The sequence below is a fragment of the Streptomyces sp. NBC_01006 genome (genome assembly GCF_045162725.1).
GTDB lineage: Bacteria > Actinomycetota > Actinomycetes > Streptomycetales > Streptomycetaceae > Streptomyces.
In genome coordinates this window covers 8,447,044-8,471,190 of record NZ_CP108700.1, presented here as the reverse complement: position 1 = coordinate 8,471,190, position 24,147 = coordinate 8,447,044, and the positions used below count along the sequence as shown (strand labels likewise).

Genomic DNA, 24,147 nt, shown 5'->3' with positions numbered 1-24,147 from the left:
TCAGTCTCCCCAGCCGCCGCCGGGGAGGCAGTGCCCGAAACCCCTGTCAGACCCCAGCCCGTCACCTGGGCGCCCAGCCGAACCGGACCATGCTCGCGCCGGCGTGTTGACTGCACCTCCTTCGCGGCGGCCCGGAGGTGGAGTCCACCCCGCGCCGGAGGCCAGGCGCAGCAGGAGCGAGGGCTGCCGCCCGTGAAGGGGTGGCGGCTCTCTTGTGCGTGATCCGGCTTCAACGGGGGGTGGTCAGGGCTGTGGGGGCGAGTACCCAGAGGAGGGCTCTGCCAGTGAGGGGTGTGGTGGCGATCAGGGTCAGGTAGACCTCGATGAGAGATCCGTCGCCGGTGAGGACGTTGAGGTCGTCGGTCCATCGGGAGAGGAGGTAGATGACGGCGTCGACGATGAGCCAGGAGGCGAGGTTGGCTCCGATCCACCATTTCCAGCGTGTGGTGACCTTGCGGAGGACCAGAGACTGCGACAGGCCGAGCAGCGGCCCGAGGGCCAGGCTCTGGCTGGCCGCCAGCAGGTAGGCGGTCGAGACCGTCTCGTGGGAATCCTGCGCGCTGATCACGGCGGGCATGATCACCAGCAGCCATGCGAGCAGTGCCGGACCGACGTTGGAAGTGATCCACACCTTGCGGGGGACGGGGACCCGTTCCTTGACGACCAGCCATTGCAGTGCTCCGAGGACTCCGCCGAACAGTGCGGCTCCCAGGGTCGCGATCAGGAGCGCGAGGATCACGTTGTGGCTGGCCAGGTTCATGTGGAGGACGTCGTTGCCCAGCAGGACCAGCAGAAACCCGACGGTCAGAACGGTGATGAACGCGAGCGTGTTGTAGCCGATCCACCGCCGGTACAGGCGGACGTCCCACCCGCTGGACGAGGCGGGTTCGTGGCCGGAGCCGGAATCGGTCATCACCCACTCCTCGCAAGGGTATGCGGCCGTACGTGCTGTTCTCATGCTCGAACGCTGATCGCCCCGGACCTGGTTGGCGGCGCCGTGCGCCCTCGCGGGTCCCGCTCCCGACCACCCTTGTGGCTCCGCCCCCGAGGCGCTCCTGGGTGTGATCCCCCCTCAGGAGGCAGGGGCCGGCAAGGCGTGAGCCGTTGTTGCGGCAGTCATCGCGGACGCGCGAGCGGCCATGCCGGTGATCTCCTGGTGCGCCTGCCGCGCAGCACCCCGGCCACCGGGCAGGTTGGGGGTAGGTCAGGGCATGCACTGCGGTGGGGGTGGAGTGAACGGGAACTCGGGTCTTCACCGTCGGCAGGTACTGCTCGCCTCAGTGCGTTCGCTGGTAACGACGGCACTCCTCGTGAGCGCCTACTACCTGCTTCCCATGGATTCGGCCTTCACGGCCACCACCGTCCTCGCGCTCGTCGGTGGTATCGCGGCTTTGGTGGGGCTCCTTGCCTGGCAGATCTACCAGATCACGCTGTCTCCGCGGCCCGGGTTGAAGGCCATGGAGGCGGTGGCGATCACCGTGCCAATGTTCGTCCTGCTGTATGCCACATCCTGCTTCCTGATGGAGCACAGCGCGCCTGGAAGCTTCAGCGAACCCCTCTCCCGTACGGACGCGCTGTACTTCGCGATGACCGTGTTCAGCACGGTCGGGTTCGGGGACATCACCGCGCGCAGCGAGACCGCCCGGCTGCTGACCACGGGACAGATCACGCTGAATCTCCTTCTGCTCGGTGTCGCCGCTCGGCTCCTGGCCAACGCGGTCCAGCGAGGCCGGCAACGCCACGGCCCCCACGACAGCGACAGCACGCCGGCACCCCGGTGACCGCGAGGCGAATGGGCTCAGGCCTGCGGCCTCAGGCCTGAGCGGGGTAGGGAAGCAGTTGTCCGATATGCCGTTGGCCTCTCCGAACGGTGCCGCCGGTCTGGTCTACCGGCTGCCCGTGGTGAGGTAGTCGTCGATGTGGCGGGCGGCGTGGTAGCCGCTCTGGATCGCCCCGTCGATGAAGGAGCGCCATCCGATCGCGGAGTCGGCGCCCGCGAAGAACAGCCGCCCTTCGGTGGTGCGCAGGTCGGGCAGGATGCTTGCGAGCTGTCCGGGCCGGTAGATGCACCAGGTGCCCAGGGAGAGCGGGTCGTTGGACCAGTCCCATCCGACCATGGATTCGACCTCGACGCCGGGCAGCAGGGGCTGTAGTGCTTCCTGCATGCCTGCGGTGTCGTCGAAGGCGGTCATGGGCAGGCGGTCCGGGTTGCTGGAGAACGCGATCACCCAGGTCCCTTCCGCGCCGTGGGCGTAGGTGACCACCCAGTTGACAGCATAGGACTCGGGGGCGAGGACACTCACGTTCCCGAGTTCAGGACGTTCATGGGCAGTGCGATCACGGCTGTGGGTGCGGTGATCGTGTCGCCGCCTGCGAGCTCGACGGGTACCTCGCCGTCGCTCTGGACGACTCGCGTGACGTGTGAGTTGAGGCGGATGTCGGCGAGCGTGGCCTGCCCGGCGATGCCGTCGATCAGCTCGCGGGTGTCGCTTGTTGAGCCTCGATCCGAGGTTGTCACTCAGATGAGGAAGGCCGGCAGGCGCTGGTTCACGACTTCGTCGCGGGGGAGGAACAGACCGAATCGGGTCTCTATGAGCGCCAGTGTGTGGCGGTCGCGGTCGAGGTAGGACTCGCCGTCCGGTCGTGCGTACTCGCCGTCCGGGTGCAGCACACCAGCCGCTATCAGCTCCGGCAGTAGCAGGTCCGGCTGCTCACCCCATCGCCAGACTTCTTCGCCGATTCCGAAACTGCAGACGTCCGCACCGTCCCTGGCATAGGAGAACATCGCCGGCGGATGGTCCGGGGAAGGATCCAGGTGGATGGCTTCCACGCCGTTCCGGGAGATCTCCACCAGCATGTCACCCCCGTTGCCCATCCCGTATTCAACGGCAAAGGACCAGCCACCGCAGGCACCGACCCGCACAACGTCATCGTCGTCAGTCGCAAGGTCCAGAACCATGTTCCATGCCTCTGTGTCCGTGATCGGGGACACGACGGATCCCGGTGTGCCGCCCATCCGCATGCCGAGCTCCTCCGGCTTGATGCCGCGCGCGAAGACCACGCCGTGCTGCCAGTCGTCCTGATCCACAAGCCACTGAATGCCGCCACTCATGGCGCCTCCCCCCTCACGGGCACAGACCGTCGTTCCATCCGCACCCACCGAAGCGATCACCCTAGTTGGCCGTACCGACAGGGCCGCGTACGAGGATTGATCGCCTGGCCCCACCAGGGCGATGAACCTTCGCTGTCACGAAAGGACCAGTCACGGGTCATCGATGGCACGCGCTCAAGGTGTGCCGGCGACGGCCTTCCCGCTCCCGGGGCCATCGGCATCGGACTGGCCGCCTTGCTGACGTTCGCGCTCGCCCAGGGCTCGTGGCAGTGGTTCGCCACGTTCATCGGGCTGACGCGCGTCCGGAAAGCCGCGAGGAGGACGGCGAGGAGCAGAGGCAGGGACGAGCGGCGCATGCCGCCGCCGTGCCGCAGCCGGCCCCGGCACCCAGTCTGATCCGCCCCGCCGGGCCCCTCGGATGGTGGATGTGGCGGCCGCGGCGCCGGGACTCCTCGGGCTGGCCTGGCCAACCCTGGAAGGAGGGGGCACGCGAGGGAGGCCCAGGATGCTCAGGCCGCCGGTCGAGCCGATGCTGGCGCAGGCCGCCGAGTCGATGCCGGGCCCGGCCGCGCTGCGGGCCGGGATGGCGTACGAGCAGAAGTCATGGGCGGGGTTGCTAGTTGTCCGTTGTCGGCTGCGGCGCTGGCGTTCTGTGTCAGCGTGCCGCGGCAAAGGAGTCGATGGTGCCGTGCCAGGTCCTGCGGTATCCCTCGCGGAGAGGGCCGCCGACGAGGTCGAGCACCTTCAACGCTGCGCTGATCAGTGCTGCGGGGTCGCCTGACCCGCACAAGCGGTGGTGTCCTTCGAGGAGGGCCGCTCCGCGCTGTGGGTCGGCTTCCAACAGGCGGCGGGGCAACCACTTCCCGCCGCCGATCCACGCGTGATGGTGGTCGCAGAGCAGATCGGCGGCGGCATTGACCACGTACCCGGCCACGGCCAGACGCTCGATGGGGTCACTCGCGTCAGTGAGGTCGTCCAGGGCGTCCGTCAGACCATAGCGTCTTGTATCGACGGTCTCCGGTTCCAGCGCAGGCGGACCATCACGAAGATCTGCTTCGGCCAGGGCGCGAGCGCGCCCGGCCTCGCCATTGGAATCGACCAGAACGAGACCGGAGGCATACATGTGCTGAAGGACCGCCCGCCGTGCGGCGATGTCCGCAGCAAAGAGCTCCAGGAGACCGGTACGGGTGTGGACGAAGAGTTCAACGACACGTTCCTCGAACCGGATCGTTTCCCGGCAGGTCACGCCGCCGTCGTCGATGAGCACCGCGATGTCCAGATCACTGCTGGCAGTGGCGAGTCCGGTAGCCGTGGAGCCTGCGAGGACCACGGAGAGCGCATCGGGAAAGCGGCTGCGGATGAGACGTCGCGCCTGGTCGGTGGGGTCTGCATGCATGAGGGGCAGAGTGCCAGGATCCTTGATCAGAGGCGAGTGGGTTCCGCACGGCGCGGTTCGAGCGACTCGATGCCGAAGCGGCGGACTGTCCACCAGCGTATAACAGAAGCTGGACGGCCACCCGGCGCTCGTGTTCACTGCGGCCGGCCCGGGCGGGCGGGTGTTGGTGCAGACCCGGCGCGGTTCGCTGGTCCAGGACCGGTTCCCGGACCTCGTGGCGGCCGCCGAGCAGCAGTTGCGCTACGGCCTGGTCCTCGATGGCGAACTGGTCGTCTGGGACACCGAAGAGGGCCGGCTGTCGTTCGAGGCGTTGCAGTGACGGGCCGCCGCCCGCGCCCGCGGCGCCCCAGCCCTGGCCGTCCGGTGGCCGGCCCACTTCGTCGCGTTCGACGTCCTGCAACTGGACGGCCAGGAACTGCTGAACCGCCCGTACAAGGAGCGGCGCGCTCCTGGAGCAGCTGTTTACCGACCATGCTTTGACGGCCCCCTGGACGCTGTGCCCGATGACCACCGACCTGGCCAAGGCCCGGGAGCGGCTTCAGACCTGGACCGACGTTTCCGGGGTGGAGGGCATCTTGTGGACAGGGTTCGCGGCTGACCGCTTGACCGGGTTCAGCCGATTGCAGCGGGGCCGGGCGGCCGGGCCCTGTCGTCAGCGGGCTCCGGCACCCTCCGGATCCGGGGTGGGCGGCGGGTTGTGGCAGGTCACGTCCTTCGCGGGCAGCCGTCCCGTCGACAGGTACGCGTTGACGGGTATGTTGGCGCAGGCCGTGGGGTTGGAGAGATACACACCATGCCCCTCACCCCCCAGCGCCAGCACCATCCGCGACCCCTTGAGAGCCTGGTGCAGCCCCTGGCCGGTGCCGAGCGGGGTCATCGGATCCCACTCGTTCTGCACGGTCAGGACATCGGCCCGGGTCTTCATGGGCGTGGCGGGCTCCAGCGGCCGCTGCCAGAAGGCGCACGGTTTGATGTTCGACGCGAAGTCCCCGTACAGCGGGTGCTTCACCTTGTCCCGCGCCGCGTCCCGCGCGTACTGCTCCGGATCGCGGGGCCAGCTGTCCGTGTCCCCGCACACCACGGCCCAGTACACGGCGGTGACGTTGCTGGCGGGAATGGCGTCCGGACCTTCCGACGTCCCTCCCGCGTCGACGCCCGGGCCGGCGGCCCGGACGCCGCCGAGCGGTGACTGCGCGCCGGGCCCCTTCCTGTCGGCGCCCTTCCCGCTCGCGCCCGGATCGGTGCCACCCGGCGGCTGGGGCGCCTTGTCGGCCGAAGCCTTGATGGACTTGACGACGGCCGAGGCACCGTGGGGATCGAAGAAGAGCGACGGGTCGGCCCTGATGTCGTCACCCGTCATCTTCTCCCCGTAGTGGATGATCGGGTCCCGGTCGGCCCGCGCCACCAGCGCCCAGAAGGTGGCCGAGACCGCCTCGGGCGTGGCGCCGAGCCCGTAGGTGTCCGAGCGCTCCGCCGCCCAGCGCGTCCACCGCTCGAAGGCGGGCTCGGCTCCGGTCCCCCACGCCTGGATCATGCCGCGCCAGACGCGCCCCGGGTCCACGCCGCTGTCCAGGACGAACCGGTCGGTGCGCTCCGGGAACATCTGGGAGTACACCGCGCCGAGGTACGTCCCGTACGAGTAGCCCAGGTACGAGACCGTCCGCTCGCCTAGTGCGGCGCGGATGACGTCCATGTCGCGCGCCGTGTTGCGGGTGGTGATGTACGGAATCACATCGCCCGACTTCTCACGGCACTTGTCGGCGATTCCGCGCGCCCAGGACACGTCCGAGGCGAAGGTCTCGGGCCGGTACGCCCCGCCGACGCCCACCTCCGCTTCGCTCAGATCACCACAGCCGATCGGGCTGCTCTCGCCGACGCCGCGCGGGTCGAAGCCGACGAGGTCGTAGCGGTCGCGGACGTCCTTGGGCATCTCGGCATTCGTCCGTATCGGCCGGTAGAGCCCCGAGGTTCCGGGGCCGCCGGGGTTGAGGAGGAGGACGCCACGCCGCTTGGCGGGGTTCTCGCTCTTCATCCGGGATATGGCGAGGTTCAGGGTGCGCCCTTCGGGACGCTGGTAGTCGAGCGGTACCTTGAGGGTGGCGCACTCGTACGCCGCCGGCCGATCGGGGCTGCAGCGGTGCCAGGCCGGCGTCTGTCGCAGGTACGCGGGGGTCGGGGCGGCGGAGGCCGATGGCGTCGCCAGCCCGGGAAGGGCGGCGGCGAGGACTCCGGAGGTGGCGAGCAGTCGTGCGAGACGTTTCATGCGCGTGATCCCGTTTCTTCGTCGGGTGAAATCGCTTGCGCCTCGACTGTGTTGGACGAGCGGGTCAGACCGGAACCCTCCCAAGAACGACCTTCCGTCCCCCGCACGTACCACCTGAAATCCCGGACACGTGGCCGAGACTCATCCCCAAGATCCGCGTATCCGCCGGGGCTTCCGGGACGGACCCGCCCGTCCACTCGTAGTCCCCTCCCCCTTAGGGAGGACAACCGACGACAACTAGCGACAAGGGATCTTGTGGACAGGGGGCGGCGCTGACCGCTTGTCCGGGTTCAGCCGATTGCGGGGCGCCATCCCGGCCTGTGACTGGTAGGCCCGCATGGTCAGGAGTCGCGTATGCGCAGGAGCCGTCGGCCGATCGGGCCCGCCCCATCGAAACCCCGCACCCCCACATCCCGCCACACGCGGTAGAAGACCGGCGGCAGCCACTCCACCCGCACTGGCCTCCCGCAGCGCGTCCAGCAGCGCCTGCGTCGAGGCGGCCAACCAGGCCAGCAGGGCCTCGCGTTCCCGGGGCGCAGCCGGTACGCCCTCTGATGCGGACTTGGCCGGGCGAGCGGCGGCAGGCCCTGCGGCGACGGTGGCGGCCCAGGAGCGGCGGCCCTCGCCCAGTGCTGCACCAGATCGAACAGCGTCCGTGCCACGCGTGCGGCAGCCGCATCCGGCCGGCCGATCAAGGACAGACGCGCCGGTCAGGCTCGCCATGGACCAGGGCCCGCCACGTATCGGCGGGCAGGGGCGCTCCTGCGCGCCTGCACACCTGGGCGGCGACCTGTTCCGGGGCCACGGCGTAGGTCTGCAGCGGTACGTGTTCCGCGGCCGCGTAGAGCTGCGCGCCGTCGCTGCTGAAGGCAAGGGACAGCACCGGACCTCCCGTTGTGGGGAGGGAGGAGCCGAGGGCACTGGCGGAGCCGGTGTCCCACAGGCGCAGTGTGCCGTCCTTCCCTGCTGCTGCCAGGGTTCGCCCGTCCGGGGAGAAGGCGAGCGCCGAGACGCGGCGGGCGGCGCGGCCGTCTCCGACGGCGGTCGGGGGCAGGCCGCCCAGCGATCGGCGGGCGGCGCTGTCCCATACGGTGACCTGGCCCGCTTCGTCGCCGGCGGCGAGGTACTTGCCGTCAGGACTGAAGGCCAGAGCCGTCGTCGCATCCGGGGTGAGGGTCCGTCGTGTGACCTGTCCGGTCTGGAGGTCGAGCAACTGGCCGTGGTCGGTAGCCAGGATCCGTCCACCGGGTTTCACCGCAAGGGCCTGGCCCCCGACCCGCAGGACCTCGTGTGCCAGCGTCCGGTCGCGCACGTTCCAGAATTCGATCCTTTCGCCCTCGGGTATGCGGGAGGCGATCAACGACCTGCCGTCCGGATGGAAGACGATCGCGTTGACGGCGTTGAAGGGTACGACGTCCGCCGCTGCCCCGGCCGGGGCGGTGTTGGTGCGCGTCACGTCCAGGGAATCGGTCACACGACGGGCGGCGACGTCCCACAGGGACACTACTTCCGGCGGTATGGACGTTGTGGGGTCGCTGACCCCGTAGGCGAAGACCCCTCCGTCGGGGTGGAAGGCCATGTGGACCGGGCATGGTTGCGCGCTCGGTCTCCCGGCGTGAACCGGGCAGTGAGCAGGAGGCAGATCGGCCAGTACGACGCCCCTGCGGCCGTCGTGCAACCGGATGCGGATATCGCCGTCGGGGGTGTCGCGGTGGGCGAGGGCGAGCGTGGCGCCGTCCGGGCTGAAGGAGGCTGCCGCGGCCGCGCTGCTCTGCCAGGGGGCATCCACCACCCCGTCCAGGGACAGGGACCGCACCACCGTCTGGGACCGGCCGGCGAAGTAGCGGATCCGGCGCTCGTCCATGTCGAGCGCGAGGTCGGTGACCACCTCGTCGGAGGCCGGATTGCGCAAGATCGGCAGGGCCGGCTCGTCGACCCTCCAGAGCATCACCTCATCGGTGTCGTTCGCCGCCATGAAACGTCCGTCCGGGCTGAATCGGAGTTCCCTCAACCCCTCGTGCAGGATCTTCGGCAGTTCGGTCCCGGAGGCGATGTCCCACCTCCGGACGCCGGCAGGATCTCGCAGCACGAGCTGCTGACTGTCAGAGGTGAACTGGAAGTCCTCTTGGGCGCAGTTGTCCGCGGTCGGGGTGGGAGCCCACGGTGTGGGCAGCAGCTGGTGCCGGGCTACGTCCCAGAGCTGGAAAGCGGCCCCGGGCAGGCAGAGCGCCACCTTGGCGTCGTCCGGGCTGACCTGGACGTCGGGAAAGGGGTAGCCGGGCAGCCTGCGTTGCAGGCGCAGCCGTCGGTTCGTCCAGGACGGGATCTCGAACGACTCCCCGGGTCCGGGCAGGGGCAGGTGGCGCTCCGCCTGCTGCTCCCACAGCACCCCTCCGGTCTCCACGTCCCGCAGCTCCACCACCATGTCCGGGCCGTCAGTCATGCGGTACAGGACCAGGATGCGTCCGCTCGGACTCCACTCGACCCCGTCGCCGTCCCACTGGCGGCCCTCTCGGACCCGGCCCGCCTCCGTATCCCAGAGTTCGACCCGCCGGTCCTCGCGTACCAGGCTCACCGTGCGCCCGTCGGGGCTCGACACCGCCGCTTGGGCAAGGCGGTCGCCGAGCCCCGGGTACGACGCCGTCTGCCGGTGGCTGCGTACGTCCCACTGCACGGTCTGCCGTGCGCCGACGCTGAGCAGGCTGCGACCTCCCTGGCCGAGGTTCCGGACGGCCGAGGGATCGGCGTCGGGATCGGTGAAGGCGTCCTGCTCCTTCTGCGCCGCGGCGCTCATCAATGCCGAACGGGTCTCGGGAAGGTCGGCCAAGGACCACGAGGCAATGCTGAGCTGCAGGGCGGCGATCGGATCGCTTCCGCGCAGGCTGACGGCCAGTGCCGCGACACGGCGTGCCTCGGCCCGTAGCCGCTCCCGCTCCTGGGATGTGCTCTGCTGCCACGCCAGCAGGCCCGCGACGAGCGCGAGCGCCGCGACGACGGACACGCCGGCCTTCATCCGTCGCAGGCGGCGGATCGTACGAGCAGCCGCCCGGGCCTCCCGGTCACGTTGGGCGATGCTGTCGGTGAGGAAGGCTCGTTCGGGGCCGGTCAGACCGCCCCCGCCCCTGCCCCCGGTCCCTGTGGAGCCGAAGTGGTCGACAGCCGTCTCCAGGAGGCTGCCACGGTAGAGGGCGCCGGGATCTCGGCCCAACTCGTGCCAGGCCCGCGCCGCCTCGGTCAGCTTGCGCTGTGCGCGCAGGCGTTCGCGATCCTCTTCGATCCACGCGCGCAGCCTCGGCCACGCGGTCAGCACCGCTTCGTGGGCCAGCTCGACGCTGCCGTCGTCCAGGGTGATCAGGCGTGTCCGGGTGAGCACCTCAAGCACGTGCGCGGCTTCCTCGTCGAGGTCGGAGGCCTCCAGCTCCGAACGGCGGACCGACCGCCGGGTGTCGGGCGTCCCCTCCCCGGGGGCCACGAGACGCAGCAGCACCAGGCGGGCCGCGGCCGCCTGTGCTTCGGTGAAGCCGGCGTAGGCCGCTTCGGCAGTCTTCGCGATCGCCCCTTCCAGCCCGTCGGCCGCCTCGTAGCCCGCCAGAGTCAGCGTCTTTCCCCGGCGCCGCCGCCAGGTTTCCAGCAGCACGTGCGACAACAGCGGGAGACCGCCCGGGGCACTCGACATCTCCTGAACGAGCCGGGCGGTCAGCGCGCGCTCCACGGTCAGCCCGGCAGCGGAGGCGGGTTTGATGATGGCGTCGCGCAGCTCCGCCGGACTCATCGGACCGGCAAGCAGATGGGCATCGCGGAGCGCGGCGGCCAACCCCGGATGGGCAGAGCAGTGACCGTAGAAGTCGGCGCGGACGGCGAGGAGGACCCGTAATCGACTCTCGGGATGCCGGGCAGCCAGAAGCAGGTCGATGAACCGGCCGCGCTCGGCCGGATCCCGGCAGAGGGTGAAGACCTCCTCGAACTGGTCGACGATGACCAACGTGTCCTGCCCGGCGCCGTCGCTGCTGCCGGAGATGTCGCCACCATCGGTGTCGGCGGCGAGAAGAGGACCGCGGGTCCGTGCCGGTCGCTCGCCCGGGGTCAGGATCCGGATCGCGGAAGGACGTAGGGCCGGGTCCCGGGAGGCCCGGAGAGCGGGGACCAGTCCAGCGCGCAGCAGGGAGGATTTGCCGCTGCCGGACGGGCCGAACACGGCCGCGAACCTGCGGCGGCGCATCAGGTCGACCAGATCGGCCGTGAGCCCGGTACGACCGAAGAACCGGTCGGCATCATGCGCCTCGAACCGTGCCAGACCACGGTACGGAGGATCCGCGTCCTCGCCGGCGTCCCCCGTTGCCGAGGCGGCCGCCTTCTCCACCGCCTCCTTCCACTTGTCCTCCCACTCGGAGGGGTCGCCTCCGCACGCCGCTACGTAGGCCAGCACCACCGGAAGCGTCGGCAACAGCTCACCTGCCGCCGCCTGTGAGAGCGTCGTGACCGAGTACCCCGCCCGCTGCGCCAGCACGCGGTAGGTCATGCCTCCCGCCTCCGTGCGCAACTTGCGCAGCTCGGACGCGAACCGCTGTACCGGACCGGCCCCGGGATCCACCGGCACCTCACGACGTCCCGCCACACTCCCACCCCCACGGCTGCCTGGACCCGGCGACCAACTTAGGCACCCCTCACTGCCCTGGAAAGAACGCGTCCCGGCCATTGTTCGGCCCCCGCAACGACCCTGCTGAACAATGCGGCAACCGCTGAACATCGGTGATGTGAGCGGCGGGGGGCCGCTCCGGAGAGGTCCTGCTGGTGGCACGAGGCCAGGCAGGGACGGGGCTGAGGCAGATGCTTCAGCCCCGGCCACGACCTACATCCCGCCGGAACCCCATCGCCACCGCAAGAAGGAGAACCCATGTGTATTCACCAGGGCCTCGCGACCGAAACGCGGCGAGGCTGACGACGACGCGCAGCAACGCCGCACAGTCCTGTCGCCGACGCGGCGACGAGGTCATCTACGAGATCAGGGAGAACCGTGAACATCAAACGCATCCTCATGGGCAGTGCCGCCGTCATCGCCGTACTGGCGGTGCAGCCCATGTCCGCGAATGCCGCCCCCGCCGCATCGGCGGACGCGTCGGCGAGCGAAGCGCCGAACTGGACACCGTCGAACATCGGCGGCACCACCATGAGCTGCTGGGACGCAAACGTCGTGAACGGTCCTGGGGGCACCAGCGTGAAGAACGCCATCTGGCTCAGGAACGGGCCCGGGTCGGGCTGCGGCAACGCCAGCAACTACACGCTCACAGTGGGCACACGACTCGGCGGCTGGTGCTACACGTACAACGAATCGGGGAACAAGTGGTACTACGTCAGCGTCGGAGGCGCGGCTCCGTACGGCTGGATCTACTCGGGGAACGTCACGTCAGACGCGAGCTCGATCACCACGCCCTGCTCCTGACGTGAGCCGAGCAGTGCCTCTCGCGGTGTTGCGGGTGAGGGGCAGGGCTTGGCGTCCCGATCCCGAACCCGGTTCCTCAAGGACGCCTGCGGCATTCCGTCTGAGAGACCACAGCTGACGAACCCCAGCGTGGGCCGCCACCACACCCGGTGGCGGCCCACGCCGTCGTGTGCCCGGGGCCGGTCCTGATGAAGGCCCATTCGGGAACGAGCCGGCCCAGGCGACCCCAGGCGTCCCGCGGGCCGTCGGGGTCGACGGGGCGGGAGGCTCGCCGCGGCAGGTCCCCGCGCGCTCGCGGACGTGCGTCAGACTCGGATGTCGACGTGATGCTTCACGGTCGCCGGACGCGCAGCCCGCCGGTCAGCATCGGGAGGGCGAACCAGGGCATGTTTCAGAAGCGTCGGCCAGCCACCGACGTCATCGTCTGCTACGAGGCCATCGCATGCTCTGACGCTCAAACAGCACCGATGCTATGTTCCCATCGCGGATCGAACGGCAGTTGCTGGGCACGGGGCTGGGGTGGCTTTGCTGGAAGCGCTGATCACGACCGTTACGGGAGCGGCCTCGGCGACCGTGGGAGTGCTGGTGGGCGGGATCGTCACCAGACGAGGCCAGGACCATCAGTGGTCGCGGGATCAGCAGCTGGTTGCTTACCAGGAACTCCTCAGCCACTACGCCAAGTTCACGATGGTGATCAAGCGCGCGCACGCCGACCGTTGCGGCTGGGACTACGACTGGGCCGAGTGGAGCGCCGTTCTGACACGGGTCGGCTTGATCGCTCCCGCAGAGGTTGCGGCAGAGGTCGACAGCTTTGGTCAGTCGGTCGACCGCTTTTGGGACCGCGTGGCGCGAGAAGTCGATCCAGTCCGTACGCCACTGGGCGAAGAGGAGTTCCGGGAGGCCAGCGCGGGGGTGGCTCAGGCGCAGATGCGACTGGTCAATGCGATGCGGCGGTCGCTGGGAGGGAGACAGAAGGCGCTGGCCTTCCGGGTTGGAGGGTCACACGCTGGCCCAGAGATTCACGGATCGTCGTAACGATCACAGCCACTCGTTGTCGACAGCGTGGCCTGCCGACGCCTACGCGGGGCACCCGGATGCGCTCCAGGACCGGCTGAAACTGGGGACTGTCATGCCGCTGGCCGGCGGTGACCAGGAAGGACGGCGGCTTCTGCCCGTGCTCGACCGCCAGATGCACCTTCGTGGTCAGTCCACCTCGTGAGCGTCCGAGCCCGTGGTCGGCGGGCTCGACCACGACTCCGACTGGTTTGTCCCGCTGCAGATCCCCCATTTGCGGGCGCCGGCCGCATTCTGATGCGCTCGCGCGACGGTGGAGTCCACGCTCACGTACCAGGTGATCAGTCCTTTCGCGTCGGCCTCGGCCTGCAACTGGGTGAGGATCCGACTCCAGGTGCCGTCGCACTGCCGGCGTCGGAAGAGACCGTAAACGGTCTCCCACTCTCCATAGCGTGCGGGGACATCACGCCAGGGCACACCGGTCCGCGTCCGCCAGCGTATGCCGTTGATCAGCTGCCGCTTGGACCAGACCGGAGGCCGCCCTGGCTTCTTGCCCACCGGCAACAGTGGCTCCAGCCTGGCCCCTTGCTCCCTCGCCAGATCTCCACGCCCCATAAGTGGATCACGGCAGACCTTGATCCACTTACGAAACATGCCCTAATTCTCAGCGTGGGGGCTGGAGTTCGCGCAGGCCATAGTCCGGTGGCAGCCACCCGTTCTTCCTCCTGGCGATGGTCTTGGAGGTGTGGGGTGGCGGGTACGGGCAGCCTCGCATCAGGTCGGGTTCGCGCATCGCCCAGGCGAGTCCGTAGTGGACGGTGCACACCGGCCAGACGGCCTTCTGCTGCTGTGTCGGGCGCGGGGCCGTACCCGTTTTCTGCTTGCGTGGTGCCGGCCGGGGCGGTTGGGGAGGCAGGAGCTTGCAGCTTTCGGCAAAGGCGGTCAGATAGGGAAGGCGCCGGTGCTGCCCAGCGGGTCGGTGAAGAGAGGACCGCTGGTGCCGGTGGCGATGTCCCAGCAGCGGCGAGCCGCCATCAGCAACGGACGCGCCCACGTGGTGGGTCATGCAGCCCTGGCGGAGTCCGTCGTCGTGGAGCGTGATGGTGGAGGCCTCGGGGCCCAGGTCGTGGACGTGGGCGGTGGACAGCTGGGTGGTGGAGGCAGCGGTGAACACCGCGGTCGCCAGCTCAGCGGCCAGATGCGGGTGCTCGGTGGCACGGTGGCACGGTGCAGGCGACCTCGGCCTGATCTCTCACGTCCACGACAGTGGCGCGGGAGGCACGACATCACTCCGATTGGCGCCGCAACCCACTCTCAGGTCCAACCACCACTGACACCCATCTCACTGACACGAAACCGAGAGATCGCAGCCGACCTCTGCCGGTCGGAATACGCATGGGCGCCAAGCCGAGGACTTGATCAACGTAGAGAGGGGCGTCCTTGGAGCGTCCTCGCTCCGTCCTTGCGGGGGGCCGGGACGCCGGGACGGACCGGGACGCCGGGAGGCGGGCGGACCGGGAAACGGGGAGACTGAGGGAGAGCGTGACGCCTGACCGCTGCGGCCCGGACGGTCCGCGGCGGACGGTCCCGCGCAGGGGCCGGACCATCGACCTACGTCCGCCCGCGCCCCGGGGGGTGGGTGCCACGGCCCTGTCCAGGAGTCCCCATCGTGACTTTGACCCCACAGCGATCCGAACGCCCTCGGCGCACGGCCCGACGGGCCGCGCTCCTGCTCGCCGCCGCGGCGCTGCCGGCGGCCCTGGTGGTGCCCGCGGCGCCCGCCGCAGCGGCGCCCGTGACCAAGACCTTCAACGCCGGCGCCAACCAGCGGTTCGTCGTCCCGGCCGGCGCCACCCGACTGACCGTCACCGCCACCGGCGAGCCGGGACGGTCCGCCATCGAGGGCGGAGCGGGCGGGACCGGCGCCACCGTCACCGGCACCCTCACCGTGGTGCCCGGCACCATCTACTACGTCAACGTCGACACGGGCGGCGGAGCCGTCACCGGTCAGCGCCCCGGCGGCAGCGGCGGCGGCGCCAGTGACGTCCGCACCTGCAGCTCGGCGCGCGCGAGCTGTGCCCTGACCGGCGTTCCCGGCACCGACCCCCGCCTCATCGTCGCCGCCGGCGGCGGAGGCGGCGGAGGCGGCTCCAGCTTCACCGGATACCCCGTCCGCGAGGCCACCGGCGGAGACGCGGGCGACACCGGGAAGCCCGGCGGCGAGCGACCGGACAGCGGCGGCGGGGGTGGCGGCGGCACCCAGACCCTCAGCGGCAAGGGCGGAGCCGCCTGCCCCGAGGGCTTCAGGGCCGGCACCGACGGCACGCCCGGTACCGGCGGCACAGGCGGTGGCGGATTCGGTGGGGGCGGTGGTGGCAGCGGCTGGCACGGCGGCGGCGGAGGCGGCGGTTGCTTCCTGGTCAACGCCGACGGCACCGCCGGGCCCGGCGGCGGCGGTGGCGGGTCGAACCTCGTCCCGGCGGGCGGCACTTCCGGCCCCGCCACCGGATCGGCGCAGGTGTCCATCACCTACGGTTCCTGAACCGTCGTCCGTGGGGTGCAAAGTACCGGTTTCGTAGCAGCGCCCGACACCAGGTGGTGTAACAGCCCGTGACAGCAGCAACCGCCCACAGACCACGTCCGCGTCAATGGAAACTCACGCCACCACCACACGCGACCAGCACAAAACCATCAAACTGACGAACCGTCACCGACAACCGGCACTGACACCAAACCGGCGCATCGCAGCTTGTCACCATCAAAACCGCAACGACCTGTCACCAGCCCGCCACGTCGAGCATCACCAGCACGAACGGCACTCCACGGCCAGTGACAACAAGCGGCTAGATGGGGGTCATGGACATCGGGGAGTTGGTCCGGGAGCTACGCACGGCGCACGGTTGGTCCCAGGCCCGTCTGGCCGACGAGATCAACACTCGCCACGGGACGACACTCACGAGGGAGTACATCGCGCGGTGGGAGCGCGGGAAGATCACCCCGCGCGGCTTCTACCTCGCCGCACTGTCGAGCGCGCTCGACGTGCCGTTAGCCGTCCTGGAGGACCCCATGATGCGACGCGAGTTCCTGACCGACGTGACCGGCGCCGCCATAGCCCCCGTCATCGCCTCCGACCTGTTGGCGCGCGGGTTCGCCGCCCGCCTCGCGGGCGGGCCCTCGGCGGACGCGTGGGAGGCGAAGCTGGACGCGTACGGGAGCGACTACATGTCCATGGGCGCGGCCGACATCCAGCGCCGTGTTGCCGGGGAGCTCGTCGTCATCCAGCAGCAGCTGGACCGGCCGCGGCTGTGGTCGGCGGCCGCCCGACTCATGACCCTGTACGCCAAAACGTTCCCCGGATCCGACGGCGCCGCCGCCGTGCGCTGGTACCGGATGGCCGCGAGCGCCGCCGACCAGTCGGAAGACCCGGGCGCGCGGGTGTGGGTGCGGGGACGGGCGGCGATCGCCCTCGGGTACGAGGGGGCCTCGCTCGGCGTCGCGGACGTCCTCGCGGACCAGGCCCTCGCCCTCTCCGACAAACGTCCCTCGGCCTGCTGAACGCGATCTACGGCAAAGCCCACGCCGCCGCCCTCCGCGGCGACCGCAACACCGCCCTGACCCTCGACGCGCAAGGCCGGCGCATCTTCGACGCGGCGGGATCGTACGAGCAGACCTCGGACTACGCCGTGCCGCGGTGGCGGCTCAACGTGTTCCGCTCCCTGCTCCTGGCCCGCCTCGGCGAAGAGAAGGCCGCATCCGACGCGCAGGACCAGGCGCTCGCCGAGCTCCCCGCGAGCCTGCCCCGCTTCGCCACGCACCTGGAACTCCACCGAGGACTCACGCTCGCCCGCTCCGGCGACAAGACCGGCGGGATCGCACGGCACCGCCGCCATGGACGCCCTGTCACCCGGGAAGCACAGCCTGACCCTGCGCATGCTCGTCAACGAAATTCGGGCCTGACCAGGACGAAGCCTGTGCCCCCACAGGGCTTTCCGCCGCCGGGGCATAGCGGGCCGCTCGCGACCCTCAGAGGAGATACTCGCGGAGCCTTCTACTTACTCATCAGATCAGCCGCAGACTGGTTAATCGTGATCCGAACCCGGACGAGTTTCTCGGCTGCGTCACCGCACTGTGCCTCGTGCCATGGGGATGGCCTGCATCGCGGCGGCCGCGCTGGTAGACCATCCGGTCGTAATGCCGACCTCGGCGGCCTTCGTCATCGCCATAACGCCCGCAGATGCCCGAGGAACCGCCGGGACGCCGCTCCGGCGGGGACCGGGACGGACGACGCCCCGCGCGCTGAGCGGTCCGGGCGGACACCACGTCGCACGCTGCGGCGAACGCCGGCTTCTCACGAGCCTTCGCAATGTGGCCACGGACAGAGCGTTGCCGATGTAACCTCGCGCCCGGGTGGACGGTCGTTCCAAGGGGTGGAGGGGCAGCATGCAGCTCGCGTTATCGGTGACCTCATCGGACTTGGACGGCACCGGCAGCCAGACAGCGTCCACCGCCGCGCTCGCCGACCTGCGTCGCTGGTTGCAGCGTCACCCCGAGCTACGCGACCGGCTCGGCCGCATGCACTCCGCAGAGCCGGCCGCCGGCGAGATGGGAGCGGTCGGCGAACTGCTCCCCGTCCTGCTCGCACCGGGAGGCCTGACGGCGGCCCTGGGTGCCGCACTCGTGGCATGGCTGCAGAATCGGCGCGGCAATCAGACCGTCACCGTCACCTTGCCCGACTCCACCCAGATCACGGTGAGTTCCGAGAACGTCTGCGGACTGAGCGCGCAGGACGCGGGCGACGTCGCCCGGCAGATCGCCGCAGCCCTGCACAACGGAGGGTCGCAGGCCATCCCGGCCCCTCCGGAAACAGGGCAACAGTCCCCGGAGGCTGCCCAAGGTACGGTCTGAGCGGTGGCGCCGCTGGAGAGGACGCCCGGCAGCCTGTCCGGTCCGGACTGCCGCGCCGTCGTGATCGGGACCGGCCGACACCCTACGGACGCAACACTGCTCCGGCTGCCCGCCGCCGGCCGGTCCGCTCAAACTGTCGCGGAAACGCTCCACACGGTTTGCGGCATGCCCCGCGAGAACATCCAGCTGCTGCTGGACCCCGCCGCGTCGACCGAGGTACTGGTCGCCGTCAAGGAGGCGATCGAGAACGCCGGGCGCGGCGTTGTCCTCTTCTGCTTCGTCGGGCACGGCCTGCTCGGCCCCGAGGACCATCTGTATCTGGCCACCTCCTCGACGACTTCCGCCGACGACACCGTGCGGGCCGTTCCGTATGCCGAGATCCGCAACCAACTGAGCTCGGCCTCCGCGCGCCCTGTCGTGATCCTCGACTGCTGCTTCTCCGGCCTCGCCGAGGCGGCCACCGCACACGGCCAGCGCCGAGACCCGTACGTCTCCGCCCGGCCTTCGGGCAGCTACCTGCTCACCTCGGCGACGCACTACGCCAGCTCCTTCGCGCCGGAGGGCGCCCCCTACACACTTTTCACCGGGGAATTGCTGCGGCTGCTCACCGAAGGTGCCGCCGACGGACCACCGCGCTTCACCCTGGCTGACGTCTACCGCCACCTCGACCAGCGGCTGCGCCACAGCAGCGGCCGCCCCCACGCCGACAGCGTCGGCCGGATGGGAGACCTGGTCCTCGCCGCGAACCCCGGGTACGCCCCATCGCCCGGACCAGTGGTCCCGGCGGTCGTGGCAGCGGACGAGAGCCCGTGCCCCTACCCGGGAATGCGGCCCTTCCTCCCGGAGGAGAGCGGCCTCTTCTTCGGCCGCGACGACCTCGTGCGCGCGCTGAGGGACCGAGTCGGGCCCACCGCGCCCCCGGGCCCCGTGATCCTCGTCGGCCCCTCTGGTGTCGGCAAGTCCTCGCTGCTCCAAGCGGCTCTGTCCGCTCCCTCCGAGGAACGCGGGCCGGTCCTCTTCGTCCCGGCCCCCGGCGCCCGTCCTTTCCGGGAACTGGTCACGCACTGGGCGGGGGCCGTCGGGAGACCCTTCGGCGAAGTGGCCTCCGAACTGGGCGCGGGCCGCTTCCCCCCGCCCACGAACGGCAGGAGGGCCCCGAAGGTCCTCGTGGTGGACCAGGTGGAGGAACTGTTCACCCACCGCGAGGAAGCGGAGGAGTACGGGCTCTTCGTACGCGCGGTCACTGCCGCCGAGGACTCCGCGCACACGCCCCGTGTCGTCCTCGCCCTGCGTGCCGACTATTACGCGCACTGCCTGCGCAACCCGCACCTCGGCCCGCTCCTGCGCAAGGGGCAGGTCACCGTGCCGTCGATGAGCGACGCCGAATTGCGCCAGGCCATAGAAGGGCCGGCCAGCCAGGCCGGCCTGACGCTGGAGCCCGGACTGTCCGAACTCCTGCTGCGGGACCTACGGGCACAGAACGCCGACACGGCCGAGGTCGTGGCCCTGCCCTTCCTGGCCCACGCGCTCCAGCAGACCTGGACCCGGCGCCAGGCAGGCAGGCTCACCCTCTCCGGTTACCACGCCACCGGCGGCATCCGCGGATCGGTCGCCCGCGCCGCGGACCGCATCCACGCCTCCGCCACCGCTGACGAAAAGGAGGCCCTGCGCCGCCTGTTGCTGCGCATGGTCCGTCTGGTCGACGAGGAGGGCAAGGCGGTACGCCGCCGCATGAGCGTGGACGACCTGACGGCGGCCCCAGACCAGGAAGGACGACGTCGCCACAGCGCGCTCCTGACCAGGCTGGTGGAGGAACGGCTCGTCGTCGTCGACGACATGGGCCGGGCCCAGCTCTGCCACGACTCGCTGCTCCATGCGTGGTCCACCCTGAACGAATGGATCAAAGAGGATCTGGACGCGTTGCTGGTCCGCCGCCGCCTGGGCGAATCTGCGGACGCGTGGGCTGCAGCCGGGTCCAGCAGCGGCCTGTACTCCCGCAAGCACCTGGCCGCCGTGCGGGCCGTCACCGCCACCGACCCCCACGGGAGCGAACTACGGCAGGTCGACCGTGATTTCCTGGCCGCGAGCATCACGGCAGAGCGGCACCGCCGCACTTGGGCGCAGGCTGTCATCGCGGTCGTCGCCGTACTGGCGATGACCTTGACGGGGGCGCTGGTGTGGGGCGGCCGGGTCGATGCGGAGGCTCGCCGCAAGGAGACCGTGGAACTTGCCCGGCAGCTCGTGGCCAGGGCGGACGACCTCCGCGCAAAAGATCCACAGACGGCGCTCCGCCTCAGCCTGGCCGCCTACCGGCTCGCCAAGATCCCCGAGACACGATCGGGACTGTACACCGCGTACACTGCCCGCACGCCGACCACCTTCCAGGGCACCCACCAGCCCGTCCTCAAAATCGCCTACAGCCCGGACGGGCGCACCCTGGCCACCAGCCTGCAAGGCGGCGAGGTGGCGTTGTGGCGTCTGGGGAGCAGCGCGGGGACAGGGCAGGAGCCCGTACGAGCCGCCGCCCTGCGCCTCGACGCCAGCGCCGCCATCGCCTTCCACCCGCGAAGTCCGCTGCTCGTTGCGCAGACCCGGACGCGGCTCGGTCTGTGGGACGTGGCCGACCCTGCCCGGCCACGTCAGCTCGCCGACGTTCCCACGGCCGGCGGGCAGGTCTACGACGCCCGGATCAGCCCGGACGGCACCCTGCTCGCCACTGGCGCCGAGGACGGCGCGCTGCGGCTGTGGGACATCGCCGACCCGGCACACCCGGTACTCCGCGCCACGCGGGACGCGGTCGACACGACCCTGATCTCCATCTCCTTCCATCACGACGGCAGGCTGCTGGCAGCCGGAAACGGCATCCCGGCTGACGGCCGTCCCGCCGAGGTGCGGCTCTGGGACGTCGGCGACCCCGCGCAACCGGTCCTCCTCGACACGGGGACTGCGGACTCCGTGATGACCGTAGCTTTCCACCCCAAAGGCGACATCCTGGCGGCTGCCGGGGCCGGAGGGCTGTACGCCTGGACCCTGGACGCGGACCACAGGCTCAAGCAGATACCTCCTCCCGAGATCCCTGGGCGGCGGTGGACCCACAACAAGATCCCGTCCATGGTCTTCGCACCCGACGGGCTGACCCTGGCGGCCGCCGACACGGCGACCGGGCACGTCCTGACCTGTTCTGCCGAGGAGGCGGTGAAAGCGGGTAAAGACATCTGCAGCGGGGAGGAGGACCCCGAGGCCGGCGACGAAGTGCAATCGGTGGCCTACAGCCCGGACAGCGCTGCCTTCGCCGCAGGCGACTTCCAGGGAGAAGTGAGGATCTGGCCCACACGACCCGATGCCACTCTCCTGCCGGGCGAGCTCGGCAGGCCCGACCCCGGCACCAGCCCCTTCAGCGACGACGGCTCCTTGCTCATCACCCGCACCTACCTGCCCACGACGCGCGAGGAGACCCGCGTATGGGACGTCCGCCACCCTGACGTCCCGCGCCTGCGCTTCCAAGTGCCTGCTCCCTGGGAGGCCCGCTACTTCCTGCCGGAACACTCCAAGTCCGCCCTCCTCGCCCACCGCTGGACCGAAGACACCAAGGACCACATCTTTCGAGTATGGGAATTCGAGAACCCCGAACGGGAGCCCGTACCCGGTGCGGACATCCCGTTCACCGCTTCCGACGTCCTCACCGGCGTCAGCGAGGACGGCCGGCTCCTCGCCATCGGAGACCAGAACACGGGACATGTCGAGCTCTGGGACCTGCATGACACGCTGCACCCCGTACGCCGTTCCGAGATGCAAGTGCCGCTCCAACTGAGCAAAGGCATTCTGTGGTTCCTGGACGCCACGACCCTGGCCACTCTGAAGAACAACGACCTGCAACTCTGGGACCTCTCAGACCCCTCCCATCCCAAGGAAGCTGCCGTGGTCCCCGGCGGCGGGCTGGACGGTTCGGCGTACCTCCGGTCCGCGCACATCCTGATAACCGAGGCCGGAGGCGGCAACCTGCAGCTGTGGGACCTGTCCGACATGACCCATCCGCGCAAGGCCAAGCGGCTCCCCGCCGCGAGCGGCGGCTATTACCAGGCAGGTGGCCACCGTTTGGTCACCGCACTGGGCAGCGGACTGATCCAGTTCTGGGACGTCCGCGATCCCCAAGCTCCCGTTGAGTACGACAGCCGCAGGCTGGACCGAGGCGTCAAGACCCTCACCGACAACTCCGACCACAGGTGGGCGGTGACGTCCCAGCCTTTCCAACTGTGGCAAGTGGGCAAGGACGGCCGCTGGGGCGCTCAGCCCTTCGCCACGCTCGGTCAGGCGGCGGGGATCGATTTCCTCCCCGGTCAGACCTACGCGGCGCTCAAGATGATGGATACCGGTGGCGGCGCGTACTACTCGACCTACCTGGTGGAACTCGACCCGGACAAGGTCTACCAGCGGATGTGCGCCAACCACCCTAGCGGGGTCGCCCCGGACCAATGGCGCGACCTCTTCCCCGACTTGGAGCCACGCCCATCCTGCGACTCTCATCCTCACCCGAACTGACCGGGTGAAGGACCCGCGCGCTGATTCCCAGCGCCGGCACGCCCCGTTGATGTCGCCTGCGGCGCCCAAGCCGGCCTTGGGGCTGGGGCTGACCGTCTTCCGCAGGCCGGTCGCGATGATCGGGGTCTTCCGGTCGTAGCTGCTGAACCCATCGGCCGGCTCGCCCGCCCACAGCGGCCGGGTCAGCTCCTGCAGCCGTGGGACGGTGCGGTTGGGGTCGCGGGCGCCGATGCGGTTGAAGACGATCAGCACGGGCGGGTGCGGGGCCCCCCTTCACTCCGCGACGCGGGCCATCCAGCGGGTGCGCCACATCGGCTTGTCCTTGCCGTCGGTGTCCTTGATCGTTCGTTTGAAGAACCTGGAGTACTTCAGCAGCTTTGCCGCGATCTCCTCTGCGGTCTCGTGGCAGTTGTCGACCTCGATGAACAACAGCGGGATCCCGTCCTGCGGGGCGGTGAGGACGATGTCGGCCTGGGCGCCGCCCTTGTCCGGCGTGCCCAGGTGCCGGTGGCGGGCAGCGGGACCTCGGTCGCGTACGAGGCGATCGTGCCGACACCGGCCGGAGCCTCGACAGCCGCCTGCGCGGCCGCCTTCGCTTCCGCCGGCTCCCCGGTGAGCAGCCGGAGGTCGGGCTTGGGGCGGAGCCTAGCGATGACAGTCTCGTTGACGGCCATGGGGTGGGTGGCCCCGCTGGAGCCCGCACCGCGCGCGGTGGAGCCCATCTCCGTGAGGGGGCGGCCGAGCTCGCAGGAGGCGGCCTCCAGGCCCTTGGTGGTCAGGTAGCGCAGCGACTCCCCCGCCCGGCTGGTGCCGCCGTTCTCGGCGAGACCGTGCTTGCGCAGATCGGAGAGCGCACCCACGTGCGACGCGGTACGTTCGGTCTTCCGCTCTGAGGCGGTCGGCTTACTCGTGTGCCGGTAGGTCAGATGGGGTGAGGCGATCCGCTGGATCTGGTCGACGGTGGCCACCTTCAGTACCCCGAGCACGCGCAGCACATCGCCCCGCAGGTCGTTCGAGGACTCCGCCGGATTAGTCAGCCGCCTGCCAGCCATCACCTCCACCCTTTCGCCGCGCGCGACCAGCTGCACCGATCCGCCGTGAGCTGGACCTGGCTGGTCGTGGAGGGCGCCGGGCCCCCAAGTGGATCCCGAAGGAGGGCCCGAAGTGCCCCCTCAAGGAGCCCACTTCGGCTCGCCCAGCCAGCGCGGGGCTTCCCCACGTCCAGCGCGGCGAGCGGCGGGGCCGACGGCCGCAGGCCGACTCCCGGGCGGCAGTGGATCGTCGCCATCGTCATTTCTCCTTCTCGTCATTCACCGCCCCACGCCAGGGCCGAGGAGGAGGAGCGTACAAAGGTACCCATTCACCGCGTCTTCAGTGACAACGGCAGCCCATGCTTGGCCGCGCGGGCGTGTGCCTCGCCGAGAGACCGAGCGGAACGTCGTAGTGTGCGAAGCGCAGGCCACCACCTGGTCCTCTCC

Annotated in this window: 19 protein-coding genes and 1 pseudogene; 8 read left to right on the top strand and 12 right to left on the bottom strand. The window is 70.0% G+C overall.

From position 1 onward, the window contains the following. Positions 1-229 precede the first annotated feature (229 nt). On the bottom strand, positions 230-913 hold the full coding sequence (locus OG509_RS38635; RefSeq protein WP_406187230.1) for a hypothetical protein: 684 nt from the start codon (positions 911-913) through the stop codon (positions 230-232). A gap of 319 nt (positions 914-1,232) precedes the next feature. Between OG509_RS38635 and OG509_RS38630 the strand changes: the two genes are divergently transcribed. Further along, complete coding sequence (locus tag OG509_RS38630) at positions 1,233-1,781, top strand: potassium channel family protein (RefSeq protein ID WP_406187229.1); 549 nt, start codon at positions 1,233-1,235, stop codon at positions 1,779-1,781. 105 nt (positions 1,782-1,886) lie between these two features. Here the strand turns inward: OG509_RS38630 and OG509_RS38625 are convergent, their stop codons facing one another. The 4 genes from OG509_RS38625 to OG509_RS38610 all read right to left on the bottom strand — a co-directional run bounded on the left by OG509_RS38625 (position 1,887) and on the right by OG509_RS38610 (position 4,508). Continuing rightward, a complete protein-coding gene (locus OG509_RS38625) occupies positions 1,887-2,303 on the bottom strand; it encodes an FAD-dependent oxidoreductase (RefSeq protein ID WP_406187228.1) in 417 nt (138 codons plus the stop codon). Then, a complete protein-coding gene (locus tag OG509_RS38620) occupies positions 2,300-2,518 on the bottom strand; it encodes an FAD-dependent oxidoreductase (RefSeq protein ID WP_406187227.1) in 219 nt (72 codons plus the stop codon). Before OG509_RS38620 ends, OG509_RS38625 begins: the two co-directional genes overlap by 4 nt. Continuing rightward, positions 2,519-3,112: a DUF6461 domain-containing protein gene (locus OG509_RS38615; protein WP_406187226.1), complete on the bottom strand. Its 594-nt coding sequence runs from the start codon at positions 3,110-3,112 to the stop codon at positions 2,519-2,521. A 655-nt stretch (positions 3,113-3,767) separates the two neighbouring features. Then, positions 3,768-4,508 (bottom strand): nucleotidyltransferase domain-containing protein, encoded by a 741-nt coding sequence (locus OG509_RS38610; RefSeq protein ID WP_406187225.1) that lies wholly within the window; start codon positions 4,506-4,508, stop codon positions 3,768-3,770. A gap of 130 nt (positions 4,509-4,638) precedes the next feature. Between OG509_RS38610 and OG509_RS38605 the strand changes: the two genes are divergently transcribed. After that, positions 4,639-4,827: a hypothetical protein gene (locus tag OG509_RS38605; RefSeq protein WP_406187224.1), complete on the top strand. Its 189-nt coding sequence runs from the start codon at positions 4,639-4,641 to the stop codon at positions 4,825-4,827. A gap of 333 nt (positions 4,828-5,160) precedes the next feature. On the opposite strand, the gene OG509_RS38600 is transcribed toward OG509_RS38605, so the two are convergent. The 3 genes and pseudogenes from OG509_RS38600 to OG509_RS38590 form a co-directional block, all read right to left on the bottom strand. Next, positions 5,161-6,771, bottom strand: coding sequence for an alpha/beta hydrolase (locus OG509_RS38600; RefSeq protein ID WP_406187223.1), 1,611 nt, complete (start codon positions 6,769-6,771; stop codon positions 5,161-5,163). Positions 6,772-7,230: 459 nt separating this feature from the next. Continuing rightward, positions 7,231-7,424, bottom strand: a pseudogene (locus tag OG509_RS38595) (maleylpyruvate isomerase N-terminal domain-containing protein); the annotation flags it as partial. Between the two features lie 38 nt (positions 7,425-7,462). Beyond that, entirely contained in the window at positions 7,463-11,362 is a 3,900-nt protein-coding gene (locus tag OG509_RS38590) for a helix-turn-helix domain-containing protein (protein ID WP_406187834.1), read from the bottom strand. A 423-nt stretch (positions 11,363-11,785) separates the two neighbouring features. Between OG509_RS38590 and OG509_RS38585 the strand changes: the two genes are divergently transcribed. Beyond that, the gene (locus tag OG509_RS38585; RefSeq protein ID WP_406187222.1) at positions 11,786-12,211 is read left to right on the top strand and encodes a hypothetical protein; all 426 of its coding nucleotides are present in this window, start codon (positions 11,786-11,788) and stop codon (positions 12,209-12,211) included. A gap of 519 nt (positions 12,212-12,730) precedes the next feature. Next, the gene (locus tag OG509_RS38580; RefSeq protein ID WP_406187221.1) at positions 12,731-13,246 is read left to right on the top strand and encodes a hypothetical protein; all 516 of its coding nucleotides are present in this window, start codon (positions 12,731-12,733) and stop codon (positions 13,244-13,246) included. 168 nt (positions 13,247-13,414) lie between these two features. Here the strand turns inward: OG509_RS38580 and OG509_RS38575 are convergent, their stop codons facing one another. Together OG509_RS38575 and OG509_RS38570 are read right to left on the bottom strand one after the other, a co-directional pair. Beyond that, positions 13,415-13,840 (bottom strand): transposase, encoded by a 426-nt coding sequence (locus tag OG509_RS38575; RefSeq protein ID WP_406187833.1) that lies wholly within the window; start codon positions 13,838-13,840, stop codon positions 13,415-13,417. 49 nt (positions 13,841-13,889) lie between these two features. Then, positions 13,890-14,399 carry a hypothetical protein gene (locus tag OG509_RS38570; RefSeq protein ID WP_406187220.1) on the bottom strand — a complete coding sequence of 170 codons (510 nt, stop codon included), beginning with the start codon at positions 14,397-14,399 and terminating at the stop codon, positions 13,890-13,892. 495 nt (positions 14,400-14,894) lie between these two features. Between OG509_RS38570 and OG509_RS38565 the strand changes: the two genes are divergently transcribed. From OG509_RS38565 to OG509_RS38550, 4 genes are all read left to right on the top strand, one after another. Continuing rightward, positions 14,895-15,767, top strand: coding sequence for a hypothetical protein (locus OG509_RS38565; RefSeq protein ID WP_406187219.1), 873 nt, complete (start codon positions 14,895-14,897; stop codon positions 15,765-15,767). Between the two features lie 305 nt (positions 15,768-16,072). Then, positions 16,073-16,780 carry a multiprotein-bridging factor 1 family protein gene (locus tag OG509_RS38560; RefSeq protein ID WP_406187218.1) on the top strand — a complete coding sequence of 236 codons (708 nt, stop codon included), beginning with the start codon at positions 16,073-16,075 and terminating at the stop codon, positions 16,778-16,780. Positions 16,781-17,665: 885 nt separating this feature from the next. Further along, positions 17,666-18,130: a hypothetical protein gene (locus tag OG509_RS38555; protein WP_406187217.1), complete on the top strand. Its 465-nt coding sequence runs from the start codon at positions 17,666-17,668 to the stop codon at positions 18,128-18,130. Positions 18,131-18,133: 3 nt separating this feature from the next. Next, entirely contained in the window at positions 18,134-22,669 is a 4,536-nt protein-coding gene (locus OG509_RS38550; protein ID WP_406187216.1) for an AAA family ATPase, read from the top strand. A gap of 273 nt (positions 22,670-22,942) precedes the next feature. On the opposite strand, the gene OG509_RS38545 is transcribed toward OG509_RS38550, so the two are convergent. Together OG509_RS38545 and OG509_RS38540 are read right to left on the bottom strand one after the other, a co-directional pair. Further along, on the bottom strand, positions 22,943-23,098 hold the full coding sequence (locus OG509_RS38545) for a hypothetical protein (RefSeq protein ID WP_406187215.1): 156 nt from the start codon (positions 23,096-23,098) through the stop codon (positions 22,943-22,945). Beyond that, the gene (locus OG509_RS38540; RefSeq protein ID WP_406187214.1) at positions 23,038-23,721 is read right to left on the bottom strand and encodes a hypothetical protein; all 684 of its coding nucleotides are present in this window, start codon (positions 23,719-23,721) and stop codon (positions 23,038-23,040) included. The genes OG509_RS38545 and OG509_RS38540 overlap by 61 nt, the downstream gene beginning before the upstream one ends. Between the last annotated feature and the right edge of the window lie 426 nt (positions 23,722-24,147).